Annotated in this window: 24 protein-coding genes; 21 read left to right on the top strand and 3 right to left on the bottom strand. The window is 37.7% G+C overall.

The annotated features are described in order from the left end of the window. Positions 1-151 precede the first annotated feature (151 nt). On the bottom strand, positions 152-1,849 hold the full coding sequence (locus BFM98_RS15600) for an Rqc2 family fibronectin-binding protein (RefSeq protein WP_066037834.1): 1,698 nt from the start codon (positions 1,847-1,849) through the stop codon (positions 152-154). Between the two features lie 254 nt (positions 1,850-2,103). Between BFM98_RS15600 and BFM98_RS15595 the strand changes: the two genes are divergently transcribed. The 15 genes from BFM98_RS15595 to spoVM all read left to right on the top strand — a co-directional run bounded on the left by BFM98_RS15595 (position 2,104) and on the right by spoVM (position 16,525). After that, positions 2,104-2,979, top strand: coding sequence for a YicC/YloC family endoribonuclease (locus BFM98_RS15595; RefSeq protein ID WP_066037833.1), 876 nt, complete (start codon positions 2,104-2,106; stop codon positions 2,977-2,979). A gap of 43 nt (positions 2,980-3,022) precedes the next feature. After that, entirely contained in the window at positions 3,023-3,640 is a 618-nt protein-coding gene (gene gmk, locus BFM98_RS15590) for a guanylate kinase (RefSeq protein ID WP_004227379.1), read from the top strand. Between the two features lie 4 nt (positions 3,641-3,644). Next, the gene (rpoZ, locus tag BFM98_RS15585; protein ID WP_004227380.1) at positions 3,645-3,872 is read left to right on the top strand and encodes a DNA-directed RNA polymerase subunit omega; all 228 of its coding nucleotides are present in this window, start codon (positions 3,645-3,647) and stop codon (positions 3,870-3,872) included. Positions 3,873-4,006: 134 nt separating this feature from the next. Then, positions 4,007-5,011, top strand: a complete 1,005-nt coding sequence (gene coaBC, locus BFM98_RS15580) for a bifunctional phosphopantothenoylcysteine decarboxylase/phosphopantothenate--cysteine ligase CoaBC (protein ID WP_066037832.1) — start codon at positions 4,007-4,009, stop codon at positions 5,009-5,011. Continuing rightward, the gene (gene priA / locus BFM98_RS15575; protein WP_083225384.1) at positions 5,008-7,419 is read left to right on the top strand and encodes a primosomal protein N'; all 2,412 of its coding nucleotides are present in this window, start codon (positions 5,008-5,010) and stop codon (positions 7,417-7,419) included. The genes coaBC and priA overlap by 4 nt, the downstream gene beginning before the upstream one ends. 84 nt (positions 7,420-7,503) lie before the next feature. Beyond that, positions 7,504-7,998 carry a peptide deformylase gene (gene def, locus BFM98_RS15570; protein ID WP_004227388.1) on the top strand — a complete coding sequence of 165 codons (495 nt, stop codon included), beginning with the start codon at positions 7,504-7,506 and terminating at the stop codon, positions 7,996-7,998. A 1-nt stretch (position 7,999) separates the two neighbouring features. Then, the gene (gene fmt, locus BFM98_RS15565; protein ID WP_066037831.1) at positions 8,000-8,941 is read left to right on the top strand and encodes a methionyl-tRNA formyltransferase; all 942 of its coding nucleotides are present in this window, start codon (positions 8,000-8,002) and stop codon (positions 8,939-8,941) included. Continuing rightward, entirely contained in the window at positions 8,938-10,299 is a 1,362-nt protein-coding gene (gene rsmB / locus BFM98_RS15560; RefSeq protein ID WP_066037830.1) for a 16S rRNA (cytosine(967)-C(5))-methyltransferase RsmB, read from the top strand. Before fmt ends, rsmB begins: the two co-directional genes overlap by 4 nt. Beyond that, complete coding sequence (gene rlmN / locus BFM98_RS15555; protein WP_048395368.1) at positions 10,299-11,441, top strand: dual-specificity RNA methyltransferase RlmN; 1,143 nt, start codon at positions 10,299-10,301, stop codon at positions 11,439-11,441. The genes rsmB and rlmN overlap by 1 nt, the downstream gene beginning before the upstream one ends. 6 nt (positions 11,442-11,447) lie before the next feature. Beyond that, entirely contained in the window at positions 11,448-12,197 is a 750-nt protein-coding gene (locus BFM98_RS15550; protein ID WP_054549883.1) for a Stp1/IreP family PP2C-type Ser/Thr phosphatase, read from the top strand. 2 nt (positions 12,198-12,199) lie between these two features. Further along, a complete protein-coding gene (gene pknB, locus BFM98_RS15545) occupies positions 12,200-14,188 on the top strand; it encodes a Stk1 family PASTA domain-containing Ser/Thr kinase (RefSeq protein WP_048395364.1) in 1,989 nt (662 codons plus the stop codon). Between the two features lie 11 nt (positions 14,189-14,199). Further along, positions 14,200-15,084: a ribosome small subunit-dependent GTPase A gene (gene rsgA / locus BFM98_RS15540; RefSeq protein ID WP_048395362.1), complete on the top strand. Its 885-nt coding sequence runs from the start codon at positions 14,200-14,202 to the stop codon at positions 15,082-15,084. A 2-nt stretch (positions 15,085-15,086) separates the two neighbouring features. Beyond that, entirely contained in the window at positions 15,087-15,755 is a 669-nt protein-coding gene (gene rpe / locus BFM98_RS15535; RefSeq protein ID WP_048395360.1) for a ribulose-phosphate 3-epimerase, read from the top strand. Then, entirely contained in the window at positions 15,752-16,405 is a 654-nt protein-coding gene (locus BFM98_RS15530) for a thiamine diphosphokinase (RefSeq protein ID WP_048395359.1), read from the top strand. The genes rpe and BFM98_RS15530 overlap by 4 nt, the downstream gene beginning before the upstream one ends. 18 nt (positions 16,406-16,423) lie before the next feature. Beyond that, positions 16,424-16,525 carry a stage V sporulation protein SpoVM gene (gene spoVM, locus BFM98_RS24565; protein ID WP_099805045.1) on the top strand — a complete coding sequence of 34 codons (102 nt, stop codon included), beginning with the start codon at positions 16,424-16,426 and terminating at the stop codon, positions 16,523-16,525. A gap of 91 nt (positions 16,526-16,616) precedes the next feature. Here the strand turns inward: spoVM and rpmB are convergent, their stop codons facing one another. Continuing rightward, entirely contained in the window at positions 16,617-16,805 is a 189-nt protein-coding gene (gene rpmB, locus BFM98_RS15525; RefSeq protein WP_004227417.1) for a 50S ribosomal protein L28, read from the bottom strand. A 186-nt stretch (positions 16,806-16,991) separates the two neighbouring features. Continuing rightward, the gene (locus BFM98_RS15520) at positions 16,992-17,735 is read right to left on the bottom strand and encodes an IclR family transcriptional regulator (protein ID WP_048395357.1); all 744 of its coding nucleotides are present in this window, start codon (positions 17,733-17,735) and stop codon (positions 16,992-16,994) included. Between the two features lie 303 nt (positions 17,736-18,038). Between BFM98_RS15520 and BFM98_RS15515 the strand changes: the two genes are divergently transcribed. From BFM98_RS15515 to BFM98_RS15490, 6 genes are all read left to right on the top strand, one after another. After that, positions 18,039-18,911, top strand: coding sequence for a dimethylarginine dimethylaminohydrolase family protein (locus tag BFM98_RS15515; RefSeq protein ID WP_066037829.1), 873 nt, complete (start codon positions 18,039-18,041; stop codon positions 18,909-18,911). 14 nt (positions 18,912-18,925) lie between these two features. Further along, positions 18,926-19,687 carry a dimethylarginine dimethylaminohydrolase family protein gene (locus tag BFM98_RS15510; protein WP_081010999.1) on the top strand — a complete coding sequence of 254 codons (762 nt, stop codon included), beginning with the start codon at positions 18,926-18,928 and terminating at the stop codon, positions 19,685-19,687. A 110-nt stretch (positions 19,688-19,797) separates the two neighbouring features. Next, positions 19,798-21,225, top strand: coding sequence for an amino acid permease (locus BFM98_RS15505; RefSeq protein ID WP_066037828.1), 1,428 nt, complete (start codon positions 19,798-19,800; stop codon positions 21,223-21,225). Between the two features lie 39 nt (positions 21,226-21,264). Continuing rightward, positions 21,265-22,869 (top strand): M20/M25/M40 family metallo-hydrolase, encoded by a 1,605-nt coding sequence (locus BFM98_RS15500; RefSeq protein WP_066037827.1) that lies wholly within the window; start codon positions 21,265-21,267, stop codon positions 22,867-22,869. Positions 22,870-23,040: 171 nt separating this feature from the next. Beyond that, positions 23,041-24,246, top strand: a complete 1,206-nt coding sequence (locus BFM98_RS15495; protein WP_066037826.1) for a GGDEF domain-containing protein — start codon at positions 23,041-23,043, stop codon at positions 24,244-24,246. A gap of 108 nt (positions 24,247-24,354) precedes the next feature. Next, positions 24,355-24,714: an Asp23/Gls24 family envelope stress response protein gene (locus BFM98_RS15490; protein WP_004269431.1), complete on the top strand. Its 360-nt coding sequence runs from the start codon at positions 24,355-24,357 to the stop codon at positions 24,712-24,714. Positions 24,715-24,729: the final 15 nt, after the last annotated feature.

Genomic DNA, 24,729 nt, shown 5'->3' with positions numbered 1-24,729 from the left:
GCCCGCGGAAAGCGTCCGCCCTTCGTTCCAATCAACGGCTTTACTTTATTTTATTGTAAAAGAAAAAAGACTGTAGGCAAACTCAAAATTCATTGAGTTTGTCTACAGTCTGAAAGGAAGAAACCGATACTATTTGTATCGGTTTCTTCCTTTATGACTGTTTCTTTAACTGTAAAATGACTGCCTCATCCGGGTCAATATACAGTGTCTTTTGTTCAAAATAGATGACGAAACCAGGTTTGGCACCATTTGGTTTTTTGACCTGTCGTATTTCGGTATAATCTACAGGCACAGAAGAGGATTCTCTGGCCTTAGAAAAATAGGCGGCTAGTGTGGCAGCTTCTCGCAATGTCGTTTCATCGGGTTCACTTGAATGAATGACAACATGAGATCCAGGAATATCTTTTGTGTGTAACCAAATATCAGTCCGCTTTGCTAGTTTAAATGTCAGCATGTCATTTTGTTTATTGTTTTTTCCAACAGAGATTGTTACACCTGTAGAAGAAACATAGCGTTCTGGTTCAGGTTTCGCTTGTTTTTTCTTTTTCTTCGCATGACGTAGTTTTAAGTAACCTTGCTCTGCTAGCTCTTCACGAATTTCCTCAATATCACCAGGAGAAGCCTGCTGAACTTGCTGTGCAAGCATTTCGAAGTAAGAAATTTCATCAGTAGTTTTTTCTAGCTGCTCTTGAACCATGACCAAGGCATTTTTTGCCTTTGTATATTTTGTATAATAACTTTGGGCATTTTCAATAGGTGTTTTACGTTCGCTTACTGGAATCGTTATTTCTTCGCCAGTTTCACTATAGTAATTTGTGACAGTAACTTCCTTAACTCCTTTTTCAAAGGCATAGATATTAGCCATTAATAGCTCACCATATAGTTGGAATTGATCGAGCTTGGAGGCACGTTCATAATCCTTTGTTAACTTTTTTGTTTTTAAAGCTAATTTGTCAATCTCATTTTGTAGCCAGCGCTCTAAATCGCCTGCTTGTTGTTTTACACGATCTCGCTCTGCACGAGCAAAGAATACACGATCAAGAAGCTCATGGACATTAGGATAGATTGTTATATCCCCATCATGCAAATGCGTTAATTCGATAGGGGAAAAGTATACTTTCTGATTGAAGAGTACGTACATAGGCTTCATTCCACCGTTCGCAAAGGAGGTCATAAAATCCTTGAAACATACTAGCGTATTTGAAGTCGTCTTCATTCGATACAATAATTCTTCCGCATGAAGAGGTGAAAAACCAGCTAATTGCTGCACTAGCTCTTTAGAGGTTTTCCCTTCAGCAAAAAATGCTGTTAGCTCTTCATCTGTCACTGTTAAAGGATTCCATTTGTTTTGTGCGGGTGGTGCAATATACGGTTGCCCTGGTAGTACAGTACGGAAGCTATTGACTGAAGGCGGTAGATGTTTTAGGCTGTCAATAATTTTTCCCTGCTCTTGATCAATCAACAGTAGATTACTATGTCTACCCATAATTTCAGCATGTATTTCTCTTACAATTGGATCTCCAATTTCATTTTTACTTTCAATTTCTACTATTATAATGCGATCAAAATCACGCTGTTTTATAGAAGCAATAAAACCACCCTCTATATGCTTACGCAAAAGCATACAAAACATTGGCGGCTCTGCTGGATTTTCAATCACCTGTTCAGTAAGGTGTACACGTGCATAAGAAGAGTGGATGGAAAACAGTAATTTATGATTCTTTCCGTTCGCTCGCACATGTAAAATAACTTCTTGTGCATTGGGTTGATGTATTTTGGTAATCCGACCAGTGACTAGCTGTTGTAGGTCGGCAGTTATTGAATAAGTAAATAAGCCATCAAATGCCATATGAATTCCTCTTTCCAACGATATCAAGCATCTTGGTACTTTCGTATTTTTTCTTGTATCTGCATGCACTATTTTTAAGCTCGCAAATACTCTTTTGGTATGTTTATCATAGCATTTTTTAGGTGAATATTAAAATATAGCTTCAATTGTGGTAGAATTAGCTTTTCTTTAACCAAATTTTTTTGGAGAGTCGTCATAATCGACAAAGCTTATGTTATAATAATCCCAGTATGCAAAGAAAGGTGTGACGAACCTTGGTGCGTAGTATGACTGGTTTTGGCAGAGGTGTCACAACAACTAGAGACTTTCAATTAACCGTGGAAATGCGCTCGGTCAACCATCGTTTTTTAGAAATTAATGCAAAATTTCCGAAAGAATGGCTTGAAGCTGAAATTTTTGCAAAGAAACTAATTTCTCAAGCTTTGTCACGCGGCAAAATTGATGTGATGGTATATGTGAAGGACTTAGAGAACGTAGAGCAATCTATTGAGATTAATTGGTCATTAATTGAAGCGTATCGTAAGGCAAAAGAGCAATTAGCAAGTAAAGTACCACTTGAAGAAAAATGGACGATGCAAGAGCTTTTATCGTTAGAGCAGGCACTTGTACAGCAAAAACCCCAGCTTACACCAGAGGATTTGCTCAGTGCTGTTGAACAAGCGATTTCACAAGCGATTTCACAGCTCGTTCAAATGCGTGAGCGTGAAGGGCAAGAATTACAAGAGGTTGTTGTACAATATAAAGAACAGTTAATGGAGCAAGTCAATCAGATACGTTTGTGTTCTTCACTTGCTGTTGAAAAATATCGTACACGATTAATAGAGCGAATTAATGAAGTTGCAGATGGCACATTGCTAGAAGATCGTTTACTAGCGGAAGTAGCAATTTTTGCAGAACGAGTAGACATCTCCGAAGAATTAGACAGATTAGATAGTCACTTCAATCAGCTGGAGGAAACATTACTTGAAAAGATTTCGGTTGGGCGTAAATTGGACTTTTTAATGCAGGAAATACATCGCGAGATTAATACGATTGGTTCAAAAAATCAATCTACAGAAGCAGCGATTGCTGTTGTTCAGGCGAAAACAATTTTAGAAAAGATGCGTGAGCAAGTGCAAAACATCGAATAACTTGCACGTGTCTGTTATAAATTAAGGGAGATATAGAGAATAAATGATAAAAGAACGTGGATTATTAATTGTTCTGTCTGGCCCCTCTGGTGTAGGTAAAGGGACAGTGCGAAAAGAATTATTTTCTCAGCCGAATACGAATTATGAGTATTCCATCTCGATGACAACACGAAATCCTCGCGAAGGTGAAGTAGATGGTGTAGACTATTTTTTCAAGACACGTCATGAATTTGAAGTGTTAATCGAACAAGGTGGCTTATTAGAGCACGCTGAATTTGTCGGTAACTATTATGGAACACCATTAGCTTATGTAAATGAAACACTTGATGCAGGTCGTGATGTATTTTTAGAAATCGAAGTGCAGGGTGCAGCACAAATTCGTAAAAAAGCACCAGATGCCTTATTTATTTTCTTAGCCCCTCCAAGTTTAACGGAATTAAAAGATCGTTTAGTTGGACGTGGGACAGAAACGGAGGATATCATTGCCAAACGAATCGCAACTGCAAGTGAAGAGCTTGAAATGATGAGCTTGTATGATTATGTTGTGGAAAATGATGAAGTGACGAATGCCTGTGATCGTATAAATGCGATTATTAAAGCCGAGCATTGTCGTAGAGAACGTGTTGAAAAAAGATATTTGTCAATGTTGAGAGGAGAATAAAACAATGCTATACCCATCAGTAGACGCTTTAAAAAAAGAAATCGATTCAAAATATTCATTAGTGAGCCTTGCTTCTAAACGTGCTCGCCAAATGCAAGAAGAGCAAGACACAGAACGCTTACACAAGTATGTTTCCCATAAATATGTTGGGAAAGCACTTGAAGAAGTAGCGGCAGGTGTACTTACGAAAGTATCACAGGATGAGTCAACTGTGTATGAGGACGAAATCTAACATCATGTAAAGAGCTTTACTATGTTTACATGCATGCTAGTCTAGTTAGCAGTAGATTTTAATTATACAGAATGCCGAAAGCTCCCAGGGAATCCTTCTTTGGGAGCTTATCATTTGAAAGGACGACACCTAGCATGAATAAAAATATTTTACTTTGTGTTTCAGGCGGGATTGCCGTATATAAAGCTGTGGCACTTGTAAGCAAGCTATCACAAGCAGGAGCCAATGTAAAAGTCATCATGACAGCCTCTGCTAGACAGTTTGTAAATCCATTAAGTTTTCAAGTGATGTCCAAAAATGATGTTTATTTTGACACGTTTGATGAAAAAGATTCAAGTGTGATTGCTCATATAGACTTAGCAGACTGGGCTGATTTAATTTTAGTAGCGCCCGCTACAGCAAATATAATAGGAAAAATGGCCAATGGTATAGCAGATGATATGATCACAACAACCCTGCTTGCTACGACAGCACCTGTATGGATTGCACCAGCCATGAATGTACACATGTACGACCATCCAGCGGTAAAACGTAATTTGGATAGGCTATCAGCTGATGGCTACAAATTTATTGAGCCTTCCGAAGGCTTTTTAGCATGTGGCTATGTCGGGAAGGGCCGTCTAGAGGAGCCAGAAAAAATCACTGCACTTGTTCAAGATTTTTTTTCGGGAAAAACTACACCACTAACAGATAAAACAGTCATAGTGACTGCGGGTGCCCTACATGTACCATTGGATGAACAGCATGTAATTAGTCCACAGGCAACTGGAGCCATAGGCCGAGCTTTAGCACATGAAGCAAGAATGCTAGGCGCACATGTAATTGAAATAGAAAATTCTAATTTGTTTGATGCTATACAGCAACTGGAGGCTTATAAAATCCAATATCCTCAGGCAATATTGATCCATGCAGCAAATGTGCCGACTATAAAGGAAACGCCGATCATTTCGGTAGAAGGCATAAAAGCGATCACTTTCGGACAAAAAGTGCAAGGAACTCCAATGCTTAATATACTTTCTGAGAGATGGATTGATTTTAGTGAAAAAGCGCAGCTTAACGGACAGTTTTTGGCTACAATTAACCCACAACTTTTTGCTCAGACATTATGGTCATATATTATAAAGGGTGAGGAACAATGAGCTTCTTGATAGCAGAGGTCATTGTAGATGTCTCTACTTACCATGTAGACCGTCCATTTGATTATCAAGTACCTGTAGAATGGATTAGTGTTATCGAGTTAGGAAGTCGTGTTAAAGTGCCATTTGGTCCAAGGAATGTCCTGGGTTTTGTTGTTGGATTGAAGAAAGAAACAGATGTACCGTTAAATAAACTAAAGGCAATCAATCAAATTTTAGATATGGAGCCAGTCCTGACAGAAGAGATGTTGCGAATGGCGAAGTGGTTGAAGAACGATACAATTTGCTATGAAATAGATGCCTTGCAAGTGATGTTACCATCTGCACTTCGAGCCAAGTATGAAAAAATGATTAAGCTACAGCAAGGTCAACAATTGCCACTAGAGGTACAGGCTATATTCGGGAAGCGTCAACGAGCAAATTTTAAAGAATTTGAGCGAGCAGGTTTACTACCCCTTTTGAAGCAATTGGTCGCAGAAAACATTGTTTCAATCGAAAATGTTGTGAAGCAACAGGGAAATGTGAAAGAAATTCGAATGGTTCAAATAACAGCAGACCAACAACTTATTGAACGTGCTTTAGAGCAATCATCCAGAGCAGCTAAACAACGGCTATTACTGCAATGGATGTGCCAACACTTAGGAGAGATTTTTACTCCCCAACAAATTTGTGACGAAGCAAGGGTCTCTATTTCAGTTTTAGAGGCAGTAATTGATAAAGGAGCTGCTCAATTTATTCAAGAGGAAGTATTTCGTGATCCATTTACGAAGGAACTTTCACGTACACATGCCTTACAATTAACGAGTGAGCAGCAGGTTGCTCTCCAAGCTATTACTACAGCTATGGACCAGCAAATAGCGCAAACCTTTTTATTACATGGTGTAACAGGAAGTGGTAAAACAGAGGTTTATTTGCAGGCTATTCAAAAGGTATTAGAAGAAGGAAAAGAAGCCATTATGTTGGTACCTGAAATCTCTTTAACTCCACAAATGACCGAACGATTCCGCAGTCGCTTTGGTGAGATGGTTGCTGTGATGCATAGTGGATTATCTGTAGGGGAGAAATATGATGAATGGCGTAAAATCCAACAAGGCAAAGTGAAGGTCGTAGTTGGAGCTCGTTCAGCTATTTTTGCTCCTTTTACGAATATAGGGCTTATTATATTGGATGAGGAACATGAATCAACTTATAAGCAAGAAGATTCACCACGTTATCATGCAAGAGATGTAGCCATCTGGCGTAGCGAATTTTATAACTGTCCTATTATTTTAGGGAGTGCAACACCAGCATTAGAATCATTTGCAAGAGCTAAAAAGGGAGTATATAAGCTACTCTCCTTAAAACACCGTGCTTTACATCAGGCTTTGCCGACTGTTTTTATTGCAGATATGCGTGAAGAGCTGAGACAAGGTAATCGTTCGATGTTTTCCCAATCACTGATAGAAGCAATCCGTTTAAGACTTGAGAAAAAAGAACAAATGGTGCTGTTTTTAAACCGTCGTGGCTATTCATCATTTGTACTCTGCCGAGATTGTGGAACAGTTGTCCAATGTCCAAATTGCGATATTTCATTAACCTATCATCGAACAACTGAAAAATTGAAATGTCATTATTGTGGTTACGAGGAACATGTTCCACAAATATGTCCGCAATGTCAAAGTGATCATATTCGTTATTTTGGTACAGGTACACAAAAGGTGGAAGAGGAGCTGTATAAGTTGTTTCCTGAGGCAAGAGTATTACGTATGGATGTAGATACTACGAAGCATAAAGGGGCACATGAAGAAATATTAGAGACATTTGGGGCAGGGCATGCAGATATTTTGCTGGGTACTCAAATGATCGCAAAGGGTCTGGATTTTCCAAATATTACGCTAGTCGGTGTACTTAGTGCTGATACATCCTTACATTTACCTGATTACCGCGCAGCAGAGCGAACATTTCAGCTATTAACACAGGTAAGTGGCCGAGCTGGGAGACATGACAAGCTAGGGGAAGTCATCATTCAAACGTATACACCTGAGCATTACGCAATTGATTTAGCTAAAACACAAGAGTATGAACCATTTTATGAACGTGAGATGTTTTTACGTCGCAGATCAAACTATCCACCTTATTATTTTGTAGCTCTTATTCAATTATCCCATGAAGATGTCATGATGGCTGCTGAATATGCTGGTCGAGTGGCTGATTGGTTACGAGGGAACTTATCGAATCAAGTAGCAATAATAGGACCAACAACTGCGAGTATTGCTCGTCTCCAAAATAGATATCGTTATCAATGTTTGATAAAATATAAAATTGAACCAAATCTAATTCCCGTGTTACAACGTTTACTTGCTATGTATAGAGCAGAGTGGATTAAACAAGGAATATTAATGACGGTAGATTTAGATCCGTCTAGTATATAGTTAGCGTGTAATAATAGCACGATTTTTAATAAAAGTATCAATTAGCTAGTGCACTAGCTTTAAAGCAGAAATGAGGAAATAATAATGGCTATAAAAAAAGTAATTGAAAATCCTGCAAAAGTACTATCCACACCGTGTGCTGAAGTGACAGAAATTAATGATGAAATTATTACATTACTTGATGATTTATATGACACTATGGTGGAATATGATGGCGTTGGAATTGCGGCACCACAAATAGACGTAGGGTTACGGGTAGCAATTGTTGAACTAGGTGAAGAACGTGATATTTTAGAAATGATTAATCCAACTGTCGTTGAAACGGACGGAGCAGAAGTAGATATTGAAGGATGCTTGAGCTTTCCAGGGTTATATGGAGAAGTGGAACGTCCTAGTTATGTCAAAATTGAAGCATGTGATCGTGAAGGACGTGTTTATGAATTAGAGGCAGGTGGCTTTGATGCCCGTGCGATTTTACATGAAATTGATCATTTAGATGGTGTGCTTTTCGATTCAAAAATCAAGCGTATTGTCACAGCAGAAGAACTAGAAGAAATGTACGCTGAAGAGGAGGAATAAAATGACATCTATCGTTTTTATGGGAACACCTGACTTCTCCGCACCTATTTTGCGTATGCTACATGATGAAGGATATGCTATTAAAGCAGTTGTAACACAACCAGATCGTCCAGTTGGGCGTAAGCGAGTATTAACACCGCCGCCAGTAAAGGCAACGGCTTTGGAACTTGGCTTGCCAATTATTCAACCTGAAAAATTGCGTGGCTCCGAGGAGTTACAGCAGATTCTTGCTTTACAGCCTGATCTAGTAATAACAGCAGCATTTGGACAGATACTACCAAAAGAATTATTAGATGCACCAGCTCTAGGCTGCATTAATGTCCATGCCTCCCTATTACCAAAATATCGTGGAGGGGCTCCGATTCACCAAGCCGTCATGGATGGTGAAAAAGAAACAGGAGTAACAATCATGTATATGGCAGAAAAGCTTGATGCGGGAGATATTATCTCTCAAAAAGCGATCCCTATTGAAGAAGATGATCATACTGGTGGACTTTTTGATAAGCTAAGTATGGTTGGCTGTGAATTACTTAAGGAAACACTTCCTTCTATTATAAATGGTACAAATAACCGTACAGTTCAAGATGAAGCACAAGTTACCTTTGCAAGTAATATTTCAAGGGAACAAGAACGGATTGATTGGACCAACGATGCTATTACTTTATACAATCAAGTGCGCGGTCTTCATCCATGGCCTGTTGCTTATACTACTTTTGAGGATGGTAATTTTAAAATTTGGTGGGCAACGATTGGCAAAAGTAAGCATGAGGCTAATCCAGGTACAGTGGTTGCCATTGATAAAGATCACTTTGAGGTAGCAGCTGGCAACGGGACAACTTTAGCATTATATGATGTGCAACCAGCTGGTAAAAAGCGCATGACCGCAGAGGAATATTTACGTGGGACAGGTTCTAAATTACAGATTGGGGACCAATTTAAATGAGTAAAAAAAGTGTAGTGATTTGGGATGGCAATGTACGAGATGCCGCATTGTCAATTCTATTAGCAGTTGATAAAAATCAGGCTTATAGCAACTTATTGCTAAATGAAACAATTAAACGGCATAAAATTGAAGCAAAAGATCGTGCTTTATTGACTGAAATAACGTATGGAACTTTACAGCATAAAATGACACTTGATTATTACTTAGAGCCATTTATTCGTGGTTCAATTGATCATTGGGTTCGCTGGTTATTAAGAATTTCGTTGTATCAAATCCATTATTTAACACGTATCCCTCCACACGCTGCAGTAAACGAAGCAGTAGAAATTGCCAAGCGTCGAGGGCATCGTGGAATCGCTTCTATGGTCAATGGCATATTAAGATCCGTGTTACGCAGTGGAGTCCCTTCAACAGATGACATAGCAGATCCAATTGAGCGCCTTTCAATAGAAACAAGTCATCCAATGTGGTTAGTTCAAAGATTTGTTGATAACTACGGTTTTGAAGTAGCGACTGAAATGTTGCATGAAAATAATAGACCGCCTGTGCAGACTGTGCGTGTTAATACGACAAAAGCAACTGTTCAGCAAGCAATTGCCAAGTTAGAGGCAGAAGGATTAACGGCTAATCAAAGCGACGTTATACCAGAGTGCTTATACATTACAAACGGTCAACCTGCTCGTACAAAAGCCTTCAAAGAAGGTATGATTACTATTCAGGATGAAAGTTCAATGATACCTGCTAATGTGCTAAATCCATCTCCAGGTATGCGTGTCTTGGATATGTGTGCGGCACCTGGTGGAAAAACAACACATATTGCCGAAATAATGAAAAATGAAGGGTCTATTTTAGCAACAGACCTTCATCCACATAAATTAGATTTAATCGACCATAATACAGAGCGTCTAGGGCTTGATATTGTTGAAACAGCCCCAATAGATGGACGGAAAGCACCAGAATTTTTACAAGCAGCGTCTTTTGATGCTATCTTAGTCGATGCACCATGTAGTGGACTAGGAGTTATGCGACGTAAACCAGATATTAAATATACAAAGCGAGAAGAAGATTTAGAAAGTCTTCAAAAAATCCAATTAGCTTTACTTGATGCAGCAACGAAAGTTTTGAAAACAGATGGTAAGCTTGTATACAGTACGTGTACAGTAGACATACAAGAAAACGAAGGCACTGTGAAAGCCTTTTTAACAGCACATCCAGAAATGGAAGCTATACAACTAGAATCTTTACCAACAAAATTAGCGGAAAAGCAAGCTAATGGCATGCTTCAAGTCTTTCCACAAGACTTTGGCAGTGACGGTTTCTTTGTCGCCGCCTTTCGTAAAAAAGGAGAATCCAACTAATGGTGGATCAAGAGAAATTTAATGAACGTATTAACGATTTAGTCGAAGAAGCAGAAGAAAAGCCCGTTCGACGTGTAAAAAAAGAAAAGCCAAATTTAAAAGAATCCATTTATTCGTTACAACCTCATCAATTAGAAGAATGGCTAAAGGAAAATGGCGAAAAGCCTTTCCGTGCTGCTCAAATTTTTGACTGGCTGTATAATAAACGTGTAAAGACATTTGAAGAAATGTCAAACCTTTCAAAGGGATTACGCGAAAAACTAACTGCAAATTTTGCATTATCCACACTATCAACCATTATTAAACAAGAATCTAAAGATGGTACCATTAAATTTTTATTCCAATTACAAGATGGCTATTCAATAGAAACTGTTTTAATGCGCCATGAATATGGAAATTCTGTCTGTGTAACAACACAAGTAGGCTGCCGAATTGGCTGTACGTTTTGTGCTTCCACTTTAGGTGGTTTGAAGCGACATTTATTAGCAGGGGAAATTGTGGAGCAAGTTGTCAAAGTGCAGCAAACATTAGATGAATTGGGCGAGCGAGTATCTCATATTGTCATTATGGGTATTGGTGAACCTTTCGATAACTATGATGCAATGATGAACTTCTTAAAAGTGATCAATCATGAAAAAGGTTTAAATATCGGAGCACGTCATATCACAGTTTCAACATCGGGTATTGTCCCTAAAATTTACCAGTTTGCAGATGAACAATTACAAATTAACTTTGCCGTTTCTCTGCATGCGCCAAACCAAGAAGCACGTCAAAAGCTAATGCCAATTGCCCGTGCTTATAAATTGGAAGAATTAATGGAAGCTGTGCGATACTATACAAAAAAAACAGGTCGACGAGTGAGTTTCGAGTATGGGCTGATGTCTGGTGAAAATGATTCAGTAGAAATCGCAGAGGAACTATCTGCTTTAATTAAAGGAATTAAATGTCATGTCAACTTAATTCCTGTAAACTATGTACCAGAACGTGATTATGTTCGTACATCTCGTAGTCAAATTTTTGCTTTTGAAAAAACATTAAAGAAAAATGGTATTAACGTAACGATCCGCCGAGAGCAAGGTTCAGATATCGCTGCTGCGTGTGGTCAATTACGTGCACAAGAGAGATCTGAAGAAACGAGGTGACCAGTATTGGAATACACAGTCGAAAGTGATATTGGTTTAAAACGATCCATTAATGAGGACCGTGCTGCATTCTTTAAACGTCCAGATGGACTTGCACTAGCACTTGTAGCGGATGGCATGGGTGGTCATAATGCTGGTGATGTAGCAAGTGATATGGCAATCAAACAAATGGAATCCTTTTTTTTACAGGCAGACACACATCATTTTGTATCCACAACATCAAAAAAAGAATGGTTATTACAAACAGTTAAGCAATTGAATAAAACAATATATGACTATTCTTTATCACATGAAGACTGTAAAGGAATGGGCACGACATTTATTGCAGTGTTAATCGAAGAACAACATTGCTTCATTGCACATGTGGGAGACAGTCGTGTGTATTATTTCTTTGAAGATGGTGCACAACAAATAACAAGAGATCATTCATATGTGAACGTCTTGGTCGAAAATGGTGAGATAAGCGAAGAAGAGGCTTTGACACATCCAAAGAAAAATTTCATCTTAAAAGCGGTTGGGACAGAGGACACAATCGAACCAGACTTTTATGAAGTAGATTTAGCATCAGAATCGTATTTACTCATTTGTTCAGATGGATTAAGCAATAAACTAACTGTTTATGAAATGGCATCGATAATTACGTATCCAGACTCCATTAAGGAAAAGGGACGTAAACTTGTAGAATTAGCAAATGCCAGCGGGGGAGAAGACAATATCTCCCTCGTGCTATTAACAAAAAAGGATGAGGAGGTGTAAGAATGCTTGTAGGTAAAAGAATTAGTGACCGTTATAAAATTTTAGAACTCATTGGTGGCGGAGGTATGTCCAATGTTTATTTAGCACACGATATGATTTTAAATCGTGATGTAGCCATTAAAATATTACGCTATGATTTTTCCAATGAGGATGAATTACATCGACGTTTTCAACGTGAGGCACTGTCTGCTACAAGTCTTACACATCCAAATATTGTTAGTGTTTATGATGTAGGTGACGATGGAGATCTACACTATATTGTGATGGAATATGTTCAAGGAAAAACATTAAAGCAGTACATACAAGAATTTGCACCAATTTCTCCTGCTAGAAGTGTGCATATTATGAAGCAATTAACGTCTGCCATTGCTAATGCCCATGAAAACCATATTATCCACCGTGATATTAAACCGCAAAATATATTAATGGATGCGGAAGGTAATGTGAAAATTACGGATTTTGGTATTGCCATGACGTTAAGTGCTACATCATTTACTCAAACAAATTCTGTGCTTGGTACAGTCCATTATTTATCACCAGAGCAAGCTCGCGGCGGTACAGCTACAAACAAATCAGATATTTACGCACTCGGTATTGTGTTATATGAATTATTAACAGGTGAACTTCCATTTTCTGGTGAATCTGCTGTTTCAATAGCACTTAAGCATTTACAAGCCGAAACGCCTTCTGTCCGTGCTTTTGATGCAACGATTCCCCAAAGCTTGGAAAATGTAGTATTAAAGGCTACTGCCAAAGATTCATCCCATCGTTATACTACAGTGGAAGAAATGTATGAAGATTTGGAAACCGTACTAACACCATCTAGAATCAACGATCCCAAATTTGTCATACCTGTGGATAATGATGTAACGAAAGCTATTCCCATCATTAAAGAGCAGATGCATAAAAAAGACGAAGATCTAACTAAAACAAGAGTTATTGAACCGATTATGGAAGCTAAAGCACCTTCTCAACCACAACCTAAAAAGCCTGTAGAAAAGCCAGTTCCTGTAAAGGGAAAGAAGAAAAATTGGCCCAAATATGTTGCAGGACTATTCATTGCAGCGGTTGTCATTTTCTTATTCTTTATTTTTGCAAAAGATTTATTTAGCCCGAAAAAAGTGGCTATACCAGATGTAGCAAATTTAACAATAGAGGAAGCGACAAAAAAATTAGAAGCAGATGGATTTGTTGTTGGTGAAGAGCATCAGGAGCGAAATCATGAGGAAATAGAGAAGGGGAAAGTTATAGAAACGGACCCATCAAAAAATTCATTACGTGAAAAAGGCTCAGAGGTAGACTTAATCGTTAGTTTAGGTGTAGAGATGACGACTGTTGATAATTATGTTGGACAAAATTATAGTCAAGTTGAAGCTTTAATAAAAGGAAAGTATAAAGATGTAATAAAAGAGGATGTCCCTTCTAATGAGCCAGAAGGAAGAATTATTGAACAAAGCATACCACCAAATTCTGAGGTAGTAGCGAAAGAAGAAACAATCACGTTTAAAGTTAGCCAAGGAGTTAGAATGGTAAGGGTTGAAAATGTTGTAAATTATACGAAAGCTGATATGGATGACTATGTGAAAAGAGCAGGTCTCAATTGGCGTATATCTCGTGAAGAACATCATGAAACCATCCCAGCTGGCAGTGTAATTTCGCAATTGACAAAAGCGGGTACTATGGTAGAAGAAGGTTCTATGATATCGGTTGTAATAAGTAAAGGGCCAGCAAAACAGCCCGATAAACTACGTGTCATTCCTGTAGTCATTGAGTATAAACCTACAGAAGAGGGAATAGCTCAAAATATTCGAATTGAAATTCAAGATAAAAATCATACATTGTCTGAACCTGTTGAAGTATTTGAAATTTTAAGTGATACGCCATACAACATTCAGCTTACAATTGAAGATGGCAAAGATGCGAGTTATAGAATAATTCGTGACTCAGAAATAATTTTAGAAGGCAAAGTTAATTATAATGATGTCGATTAAGGAGGAATTGGATGGCGCAAGGCCAAATAAGAAAAGCATTAAGTGGTTATTATTATGTATTTGATGGACATCAACTGATTCAATGTCGAGGACGTGGGGTATTTCGTAATCGTGGCGAATCCCCACTCGTAGGTGATATTGTAGAGTATACAATGGAAACTGAAGGCTCTGATGGGACAATACAAAAGATTTTTGAGCGTCAAAATGAATTAGTACGACCGCCAATTGCTAATATTGATCAAGGTATTTTGGTGTTTTCTGTAAAGGAACCGAATTTCAATACCATTTTACTGGATCGATTTTTAGTTGTGTTAGAATCCTTCCATGTACATCCTATTATTTGTTTAACAAAAATGGATTTGCTAGAAAATGATGAACGTGATGAATTACAAAATTATATAGCAGATTATGAAAGCATGGGCTATACAGTTTTGCAAACATATAAAGATGAAGAAGAATTAGTAGAACGGTTACGTCCTATTTTAAAGGGAAAAACCACCGTTTTAGCTGGCCAATCGGGCGTTGGGAAATCAACTTTGCTTAATACGCTCATTCCAGAGTTGAACTTAAAAACGGGTATTATATCCCAAAGCTTAGGACGGGGTAAACATACTACTCGTCATGTTGAACTGATAGAGGTCTGTGATGGTTTATTAGCAGATACGCCTGGATTTAGTTCCTTTGATTTTGACGAAATTGAGAAAGAAGAATTAGGTGTATGTTTTCCTGAAATGGCTAGAGTAGCGGATGATTGTAAATTTAGAGGTTGCTTACACTTGAAAGAGCCAAAATGTGCAGTAAAGGCAGCAGTAGAAGCAGGGGAAATTCGAGACTACCGCTACAAGCATTATGAACAATTTATGCAAGAAATTATGGATCGAAAGCCGAGGTATTAATGATGATACAAATAGCACCATCAATTTTAGCAGCAAATTTTGCAAAGTTAGGTGAAGAAGTAAAGGAAGTAGAGCAAGCAGGTGCACAACTTATTCATATTGATGTAATGGATGGTCACTTTGTACCGAATATCTCATTTGGTTCCATTGTATTGGATGCTATCCGTCCATTAACGAAGTTACCATTAGATGTGCATTTAATGATAGAAAATCCAGATCAGTATATTGAACAGTTCGCAAAAGCTGGAGCAGATTATATTACAGTACATGTAGAAGCATGTCGTCATTTACATCGAACAATTCAATTAATCCGTTCTTTTGGTGTAAAAGCGGGTGTCGTATTAAATCCACATACACCGATAGAATCAATTCAACACATTTTAGAAGATATTGATATGGTATTATTAATGACTGTTAATCCTGGATTCGGTGGACAAAAATTTATTCATTCTGTTGTACCTAAAATTGAAGCATTATCAACAATAATTAAGGAGCGAGGCTTAGATATTGCCATTGAAATTGATGGTGGTATTACTGCTGAAACAATTGTGCCATGTGCACAGGCTGGAGCGACAATTTTTGTAGCTGGGTCAGCTATCTATAGTAAAGAAGATCGAACAGCTGCTCTTCAAGAGATTTTACTAGCTGGTGAGGCAGCGATTAAAGGATGACGACAGTCGTTGTTTGTGCAGGTGGTCCAAAAAATGAGCTTTGTTCATTTTCATCGTTTCAGCAACAACAGGATGTTGTGTTTATCGGGGCTGATCGTGGCGCTTTATATTTAATTGAGCAAGGAATTACGCCCCATGCTATTGTTGGTGATTTTGATTCTTTAACGGATGAAGAATATCGACAAGTAATGGCACAAACCAATGATCAACAACGTTTTCAAGAAGAGAAAAATGAAACAGACACGGATTTAGCTTTGCTTAAAGCCTATACGTTTGCACCACAAGAAATTATTTTGACAGGTGTGACGGGTGGGCGTTTAGATCATTACGAGGCAGCTGTTCGTTCTATTTATCGGTTACAAAAAGAGCATCCTCAAATTGAGTTAAAGATAATCAATCATACTAATATGTTGCAATTTTTACTACCAGGTACACATACAATTTATGCAGATGATCGATACCGATACTTGTCTTTTTTTGCTCACGAGGAGCCTATTCAAGGTGTAACATTACGACAAGTAAAATATGAAACAACGAATGAGGAAATTTCCTTAGGAACATCTCGATTTACAAGTAATGAAATAATAGGAACTTCAGGGTCTATATCTTTCTCGCAAGGCATATGTTTAATGATAAGAAGCATAGATTAGCGTAAGGGGGAGAGAGTCCTGAAAGTATATACGTTCCAATTGCCGAAATTCGTGAGTAGTATCACGCGTACGTGTATTAACCTATTTAAAAAAGATAAGAAAGTAAAAAAATCCGACTAGTGTTAGTCGGATTTTTTACTTTCTTCTAGAATACTAATCAAGAAAAAAATCGATTGCGCTCAATGCGAAATCGATTTTTTAGAAGCAGCGATTAAACGCGCTCGATTTTACCTGATTTTAATGCACGAGCAGAAACCCATACACGTTTTGGTTTACCGTCAACTAAGATACGAACTTTTTGAAGGTTAGCACCCCAAGTACGTTTGTTAGCGTTCATAGCGTGGGAACGGTTGTTACCAGTACGAGCTTTACGTCCAGTGATTACACATTGTTTTGGCATGTTGTATTCCCTCCTTACTGTTGATGCTGAAAGATTATTATTTCAGTTCGGTATTTCACATACCATAATAATTTAACATACGATGGCGTTCAGTGCAACAGTTTTCACATAACCTTTCAAGAAAAAAACCTTTACAGACATAAAACATTTATGAAAAGTAGAGAAGTTTAATGGGGAATAGTTCTCCTATCCTTTTCCTCGATAACCAAGTTTCAGCGATACACGTCTACCAGTATCAACTAATCGCTCAATCAATGTATTAATATGATCTTGAGAGACATTAAAGTTTACAAAACCAATACTGACTGCTCCTATCACTTCACCAAAACCATCTAAAACAGAGACAGCAATGGAGGAAGTACCTGCAGTTCGTTCTCCATGACTTATTGCATAGCCTTGTTGTCGAATTTGGTGAAGCTGCTCCTCTAATTCGGCCATTTCATCTTTAGTTACTAGTTGCTCTAGAATTTCTTTGGATTGTAGCGCTGACATTGAGGCGAGTATGGCCTTATTGGCCGCTCCGATATGCATAGGTATGCGAATACCCAACTGATCATAAATACGAATCGGATTAGCTGCACTGTCTATCCGTTCTATAATAATCGTATCTAATCCAGCTGGTTTACTTAAATAAACGCTTTCTTCAACCTCCCTGGCTAATCGTTCTAACTCAGGTCTGATTTTGCTAATATAATCCATCGTATCATATACCTGTAAGCCAAGTTCCATCCATATGGTTCCAAGCCGATAATATTTAGTCTGTTCATCTTGCTCAATCATCCCTTGTTTAATCATGGCTTTTAAAATTCTATGTAAAGTACTTAGCGGTAAATCGCATTTTGTAGAAAGCTCTGAAATGGACAAGCTACTGTCGTTTGCATCAGCAGCTAAAACCTTGGCAATTGTCATCGCCCGCTCTAATAATTGCATTTGTCCCACCTCCCTTCATCCTATTTTATTTTTATTCTCCATCTACGTCTAGTTCCAATATTCCCGTACAAATCAGAAGTCTAAACAAATGCTTATTTTAATACACGAAAGCTACAAAAGGATCCTTTAAGGCTTCTTTAATAAACGACAGCATTTTTTCCAAGCGTGAACGCAATCTAGATTAAAAGAAAAATAAAAGTTTTCTAAATATATTGACAGTATAGCATAAAACGAATATATTCTTCATATAAACTTTCCTCTTAACGGAAACGTTTTCCACTACACGGAAATGAGGTGAAAGGAATGCATTATTGTTCATCAATGTATGCGCCTTTGAAACATGTTATTGTAAAAGATCCAAAAGATGCTTTCCGAAGCCAGACACATCTTAGTGAGGAATGGAAAACATTTAACTACTTATCTGAGCCTAATTATGAAGAAGCTCTAAGCGAATACGCTGAATTTATTGGGATTCTTGGAAAGTATGTTGAGACTATTGAATATCTGCCTATAGCAGATGAAGTAGGATTAGATTCTCTTTATGCACATGATCCAGTTAAATTCACTCCAAATGGTGCCATAATACTGAAATCAGGCAAAAAATTAAGACAACCAGAAGCCGCAGTATACAAGGACTTTTTACGGCAAAAAGGTATACCAATAATTGGTGAACTTACTGGAGAGGCAGTTTCAGACGGTGGAGATATTGTTTGGCTAGATGATCGAACGCTCGTTGTGGGTAGAGGTTATCGAACAAACGATGAAGCCATTCGTCAGTTAAAGGAAATGACAGCCGATATGGTAGATGAATTTATAGTTGTACAACTAACACATGATCTTGGTGAAGCTGAATGTTTACATTTAATGTCTTTCATAAGTATGGTAGACCGAGATTTAGCTGTTGTGCATTCGCGTTTAATGCCAGTATTTTTCAGACAACTGCTAATTGAGCGTGGCATCCAGCTAGTAGAAGTACCTAAAGATGAATACGATTCGTTAGGCTGTAATGTTTTAGCGCTTGCACCAAGGGTATGTGTGATTCCTCAAGGCAACAAAGAAACAAAGCAACAGCTACTTGATGCTGGAGCAACTGTGTACGAATATAAAGGCGATGAAATTACTGTTAAAGGAACAGGTGGGCCGACTTGCCTAACTTGCCCAGTAGTAAGAGGATAAAGGAGAAGATGAATATGTTTAAAAATGTTATTGTTAAAAATCCAGGAAATAGTTTTGTAAACGGTTTAACAACTAGTGATTTAGGAAAGCCGATTTTAGAAAAATTATTTGAACAACATGAACATTATGTAGAGGCTTTAAAAAAATGCGGTGTAGAAGTTACACAATTACCAGCAAATGAAGCATTTCCAGATTCAACATTTGTAGAGGATACAGCTGTATTAACGCCTGAATTTGCTATTATATCGAATCCTGGAGCAGCAGCTCGTAACCGCGAAATTGAAGAAATCGAACCAGCTGTAAAGCAATTCTATGAAAAAATTTACTATATTAAAGGTTCTGGAACACTTGATGGTGGAGATGTACTACAAGCAGAGAAAAAGTTTTACGTAGGGATCTCAGAGCGCACAAATGAAGAAGGCGCTCAGCAATTTAAAGAGATTGTTGAGCTAGAAGGTTATGAAGCAACTATTATTCCATTAAAAGAATTCTTCCACTTAAAAACTGGAATTGCCTATGTTGGGGAAAATCGTATGGTGCTAGCTGGTGAATTTGTCGATCATCCTGCATTTGAATCTTACGAAAAAATCGTGATTCCTAAAGAGGATGAATATTCAGCTAACTGTATTCAAGTAAATGATTATATTATTATTCCAGCTGGCTATCCAGAAACAAATCGTAAATTACTGGACCTTGGCTATCAAACAATTGAACTTGATATGTCTGAATTTAGAAAACACGATGGTGGTTTAAGCTGTTTATCATTACGTTTTTAAGTAAATCTAACAATACCCAATCAATTTAAAAGAGAAAATTGATTGGGTACTTTCATTCTTAAAATATCAGAATATTTAATATTTTTACATTATATGGGAAGTAGGGATGGATGTTGAATAAAGGGGATCAGCTTCACAATAATCAATTAAAGCGTTCGATGAAAAGTCGTCACTTGTTAATGCTTTCACTTGGGGGTGTTATTGGAACAGGCTTATTTTTAAATGTAGGCTATACCATTAACCAGGCAGGACCCGGCGGTGCACTGATTGGTTACTTATTTGGTGGCTTAATTTTGTTTATGGTCATGAATTGTCTTGGGGAATTGGCTGTTTACATGCCTGTTACAGGTTCTTTCCAAACATATGCAACACGTTTCATTAGTCCTTCAGCCGGTTTTTCATTAGGTTGGATGTATTTTGTTGGATCTGCTGCCACAGCAGGCGTTGAATTTACGGCTGCAGGTATTTTAATGCAGCATTGGTTTCCAAGTGTACCAATTTGGATATGGTGTGCTGTGTTTATGGTTCTTTTATTTGTCTTAAATGCTTTAACAACGAAGGGCTTTGCTGAAGCAGAGTTCTGGTTTGCTAGTATAAAAGTTGTTGCAGTGATTGCATTTATCATTATTGGTGGAGCAGCAATCTTTGGTTTAATTCCATTAGCAGATCGTCCTACTCCACATCTCACAAATTTAGCACCTTCTGGTTTATTCCCAGCAGGTATTACGATTATTTTTGTCACAATGATGAATGTAATTTTTTCTTATCAGGGATCAGAGCTGGTGGGTATTGCAGCAGGGGAGACCGAGAACCCTGAAAAAAATATTCCTAGAGCGATTCGTACAATTCTATTTAGAATCATCGTTTTCTATATTGCTTCCATTATTGTATTATCGGCAATATTCCCAGCATCAGAGCTTGGGCTTATGGAAAGTCCATTTGTCACGTTAATGAATTTAGCTGGTGTACCATATGCAGCTGGTATCATGAACTTTGTTATTTTGACAGCTATTTTATCAGTCGGTAATTCATGTTTATATGCATCAACACGTTTATTATTTTCCATGTCACAAGAGGGGATGGCGCCCAAGTTATTTGGTCGATTAACGAAAAATAAAGTACCTTTAAATGCGCTTATTTTTACGATGGTATTCTCACTCTTATCTTTATTAACTAGTGTAATGGAAGCTGATGCTGTATTTGTATTACTAATGTCGGTAGCAGGTATATCTGTCACAATTTCATGGATGGGAATATGTGCTTCTCAGTTAATGTTCCGTTATCGCTATGTGAAGTCGGGAGGAAATGTGGCTGATCTAAAATTTAAAACACCACTATTCCCGTTGATTCCAGTATTTTGTATAATCTTTTGTGTTTTAATTTTAGTATTTTTAGCGTTTGATCCAACGCAAAGGATTGGTTTACTATACGGGATTGGCTTCTTTATTGCCTGTATGATTTTTTATCAATTGAAATTAAAGAAAGCGGCGACTGCTGCTACAGATAGCAAAAGTGAAGAAACACTAGAAATTCGTTAATCGTACCTCTAACGAATGGGAGTTAAAGGAGAAAAAATCATGAATACTTTTATGTGGGATACACCCGAAAAACTACGTGCCCTATTATGTGAACTTGTGAGCTGGGAAAGCCGAACATTAACGGAGGGTGAAAATAAATTTGCCTTTCGACTAAAAGATAAATTGTTAACGCTTCCATATTTTGAAAAGCACCCAGACTTGATTGAATTACATGATGCAGGACTTGGCAGAAATGCAGTGACAGCCTTCTATAAGCATCCAACCGCAACTGAAACCGTTGTGTTAATCAGTCACTTCGATACCGTGCATACAGAGGAATATGGTGAACTAGAGCCGTTAGCCTTTTCTCCAGAAGAACTAACGAAAAAGCTAATGGAACCTAAATACCTAAAAGATTTACCAGAGGCAGCTCGCATTGATTTGGCGTCTGGGAATTATTTATTTGGACGCGGCACAATGGATATGAAAATGGGTCTTGCCTTACACATGCAGTTGATCGAAAAGGCAAGCTTTGAGCAATGGCCGATTAATTTGATTTTAACAACGGTCCCTGATGAGGAAGTCAACTCTGCTGGTATGAGAGCGGCTGTTGTGGAACTGGTGAGACTGCGGGAACAGCATGGCTTAACCTATAAATTATTTTTAAATAGTGAGCCATCGTTTTCACAAGGGCCTTCGGATACGAATGAATATATTTATTCAGGTACAATTGGTAAAATTATGCCTGCTGCTTTGTTCTACGGAAAAGAGACACATGTCGGTGAGCCATTAAAAGGGATGACGGCTCCCTTTATCGCTTCCTATATGACACAGCATATGGAGTGGAATCCCCTTTTCCGTGAAATAGATTTAGGCGAAAGCACACCACTACCCGTCTCTCTACAATTAAAAGATTTAAAAATGGAGTATTCTACACAAACACCATACCGTGCGGCGGCACTTTACAATGTCTTTTTGTTAAAACGTACAGCGGCTGAGGTGATGGCTATTTTTGAGGAAGTTGCGTTACAGGCAATGGCTGCTTGCAATGCGCACTATCAGGACATTTGTACACGCGAAAATGTGCAGGGTGTGGGCAAGGTAAAGGTCTTACGCTATGAGGCATTATTGGAGCATGCGATCCATAAGTTAGGAGCTGAGGAAGTACAAGCGATTAAGCACCAGGTTCAACAGCATCCTGCATGGGATGATCGTGAAAAATCCATTCGTATTGTGGATCAGCTCATGATTCGCTGTCAGGAATTAGCACCTGCCACAGTTCTGTTATATGCACCACCTTACTATCCAGCCATTAATTCATCCAACCATCCATTAGTGAAACAGTCGATTGAATTAATGAAGCAAACAGCTCAAACATTTGATATTGAGGTGGAGCAGATCCACTACTTTAACGGAATCTGTGATTTAAGCTATGTCAACTATTCAGATGCATCCAATGAGTGGCTAGCATTTGAACGGAACACACCTGTATGGGGCGATACGTATCATATTCCATTCAAAGAGATGGCAGCATTACAAGGTCCTGTCTTAAATGTCGGTCCATTTGGTAAGGATGCCCATCAAAAAACAGAACGATTGCATGTGGATAGTGCGTTTAAAGAGATGCCTGTTATGATTGACACGCTTATTAAAAGTCTATTTTAGCCAAATAAATTTTTCGATATTTAATTGAATACAATGTAAAAAGTTGATGCTATAAAGGTATCAACTTTTTTATTTATCAGAAAAATTTAGATTGACTTGTATTTTTCGTTATCATGACGATACATATAGGACATTATAATTATTTGAAAGTGGGCATGAGGAGAGAGCATGATGGAAAATCAAGAAAAATTAGCTTTTTCTATTCGCGAAGAAATGGTTCAGTCGAATTTAAAAGGGATGAGAATAGTTGCTTGGACACTTATGTATGTATCAGTCATTATTTCGTTAATACATTATGGAGAGGTATTTTTTGTGAAGGCGGAAAGAGCCATGGTTCCCGTCTATATTGCCATTCATATCGCTATGTTTTATATAGATGTTGCAGTATTATTGTTTATCCGAGAAAAGCGAATTCATATTACTCCTGTTAATATACAGAAGTATGAACGGTTGGTTGTTGTTTATATTTACACAATAATGCTTTTGATTACTGCGATATCGGTATTGGATGTTTACTTTTTCCGTCATGCAGCACTCTATGAGGTTATTTTAATCATTATTTGTACAGTATTCGCGTTACCTTTACGAAAAATTGTCTGGATTATTTTGCTTTCTGCATCAGCCATTATTGTGAGTGCATATATGAGTGCTGGAATATCGAGTGAAAATATAAAAATTATATTACCCATGTCATTATTAATACCTATTGGTGTAATGATTCAATATCAGACCTATAAGGTTCGTAAACAAATCCATACCCAGCATATTTTATTGAATGAGGAAATGACTAAAACGAAGCGACTATCAGAATTGTTGGCTATTAAAAATAATGAATTAGCAGAGCAAGCATTAAAAGATTCTTTAACGAATCTACCTAATCGACGTGCATTTAACCAAAAATTGAATAAGATAGGACAGCAACTTTATCAAACACAGCCTTTAACAGTCATAATGATTGATATTGATTGCTTTAAAAAATTTAATGATTATTATGGTCATTTGCAGGGAGATGCAGCAATTGTCAAAGTCGCATCTCTATTGGAGGAAATTGCAGGGAAGTATAATGCATTTGTTGCCCGTTGGGGTGGCGAGGAATTTGTTATGATAAGCCAGCATACTCATAAGGTTGCTGAACCTGTATGTGAAGAAATCTTAGAAGAAATTCGACAACTTAATATACCGCATTTACAATCTACTATTGCCCAACAAGTTACTGTTAGTATTGGAATGTGTCAAGCTAAAATCGCAAAATATGAGCATTTACAAACATGTTGTGAATTAGCTGACCAAGCGCTATATTTGGCAAAGCAAAACGGACGAAATAACTATTTCTGCAAAATGGCAATTTTTGATGAAGAAGCAAATGCGTCTATTTGAAGTCAGAAAACGTTGCTACAAAGCCCTTCAATACCCCCTTAGGTTGCTTAAATTATAACGAAAGTGTTACAATATAGTTTAGTCAAAAAGAGCCAAGGGGGCATTTCTATGTCAATTGAATTAAACAATGAATTCGGCCAAATTGATATTTCAACAGATGTACTTGCACAAATTGCTGGTGGAGCTGCTGTAGAATGCTACGGTATTGTTGGCATGGCATCTAAACATCAAATTCGTGATGGTCTAACTGATATTTTACGTAAAGAAAACTTCGCAAAAGGTGTTGTAATTCGACAACAGGACGACGATTTACATATAGATATGTACATTATTGTTAGTTACGGGACAAAAATTTCGGAAGTGGCTTATCAAGTACAATCGAAAGTGAAATATACAGTAGATAAAACATTAGGTATGAGCGTAAAATCTGTCAATATCTTTGTACAGGGCGTTCGTGTAGCGAATTAAGAGGAGGAACTAAAT

Source organism: Lysinibacillus sp. AR18-8, from assembly GCF_001705465.1.
Classification (GTDB): Bacteria; Bacillota; Bacilli; order Bacillales_A; family Planococcaceae; genus Lysinibacillus; species Lysinibacillus capsici.
This window is presented reverse-complemented; position numbering and strand designations above follow the sequence as displayed.

Coding starts and splice junctions, on each gene's coding strand:
- BFM98_RS15600 (WP_066037834.1), bottom strand. CDS start 1,849: ATGGCATTTGATGGCTTATTTACTTATTCAATAACTGCCGACCTACAA.
- gmk (WP_004227379.1), top strand. CDS start 3,023: ATGATAAAAGAACGTGGATTATTAATTGTTCTGTCTGGCCCCTCTGGT.
- rpoZ (WP_004227380.1), top strand. CDS start 3,645: ATGCTATACCCATCAGTAGACGCTTTAAAAAAAGAAATCGATTCAAAA.
- coaBC (WP_066037832.1), top strand. CDS start 4,007: ATGAATAAAAATATTTTACTTTGTGTTTCAGGCGGGATTGCCGTATAT.
- priA (WP_083225384.1), top strand. CDS start 5,008: ATGAGCTTCTTGATAGCAGAGGTCATTGTAGATGTCTCTACTTACCAT.
- def (WP_004227388.1), top strand. CDS start 7,504: ATGGCTATAAAAAAAGTAATTGAAAATCCTGCAAAAGTACTATCCACA.
- fmt (WP_066037831.1), top strand. CDS start 8,000: ATGACATCTATCGTTTTTATGGGAACACCTGACTTCTCCGCACCTATT.
- rsmB (WP_066037830.1), top strand. CDS start 8,938: ATGAGTAAAAAAAGTGTAGTGATTTGGGATGGCAATGTACGAGATGCC.
- rlmN (WP_048395368.1), top strand. CDS start 10,299: ATGGTGGATCAAGAGAAATTTAATGAACGTATTAACGATTTAGTCGAA.
- pknB (WP_048395364.1), top strand. CDS start 12,200: ATGCTTGTAGGTAAAAGAATTAGTGACCGTTATAAAATTTTAGAACTC.
- rsgA (WP_048395362.1), top strand. CDS start 14,200: ATGGCGCAAGGCCAAATAAGAAAAGCATTAAGTGGTTATTATTATGTA.
- rpe (WP_048395360.1), top strand. CDS start 15,087: ATGATACAAATAGCACCATCAATTTTAGCAGCAAATTTTGCAAAGTTA.
- BFM98_RS15530 (WP_048395359.1), top strand. CDS start 15,752: ATGACGACAGTCGTTGTTTGTGCAGGTGGTCCAAAAAATGAGCTTTGT.
- rpmB (WP_004227417.1), bottom strand. CDS start 16,805: ATGCCAAAACAATGTGTAATCACTGGACGTAAAGCTCGTACTGGTAAC.
- BFM98_RS15520 (WP_048395357.1), bottom strand. CDS start 17,735: ATGCAATTATTAGAGCGGGCGATGACAATTGCCAAGGTTTTAGCTGCT.
- BFM98_RS15515 (WP_066037829.1), top strand. CDS start 18,039: ATGCATTATTGTTCATCAATGTATGCGCCTTTGAAACATGTTATTGTA.
- BFM98_RS15510 (WP_081010999.1), top strand. CDS start 18,926: ATGTTTAAAAATGTTATTGTTAAAAATCCAGGAAATAGTTTTGTAAAC.
- BFM98_RS15505 (WP_066037828.1), top strand. CDS start 19,798: ATGTTGAATAAAGGGGATCAGCTTCACAATAATCAATTAAAGCGTTCG.
- BFM98_RS15500 (WP_066037827.1), top strand. CDS start 21,265: ATGAATACTTTTATGTGGGATACACCCGAAAAACTACGTGCCCTATTA.
- BFM98_RS15495 (WP_066037826.1), top strand. CDS start 23,041: ATGGAAAATCAAGAAAAATTAGCTTTTTCTATTCGCGAAGAAATGGTT.
- BFM98_RS15490 (WP_004269431.1), top strand. CDS start 24,355: ATGTCAATTGAATTAAACAATGAATTCGGCCAAATTGATATTTCAACA.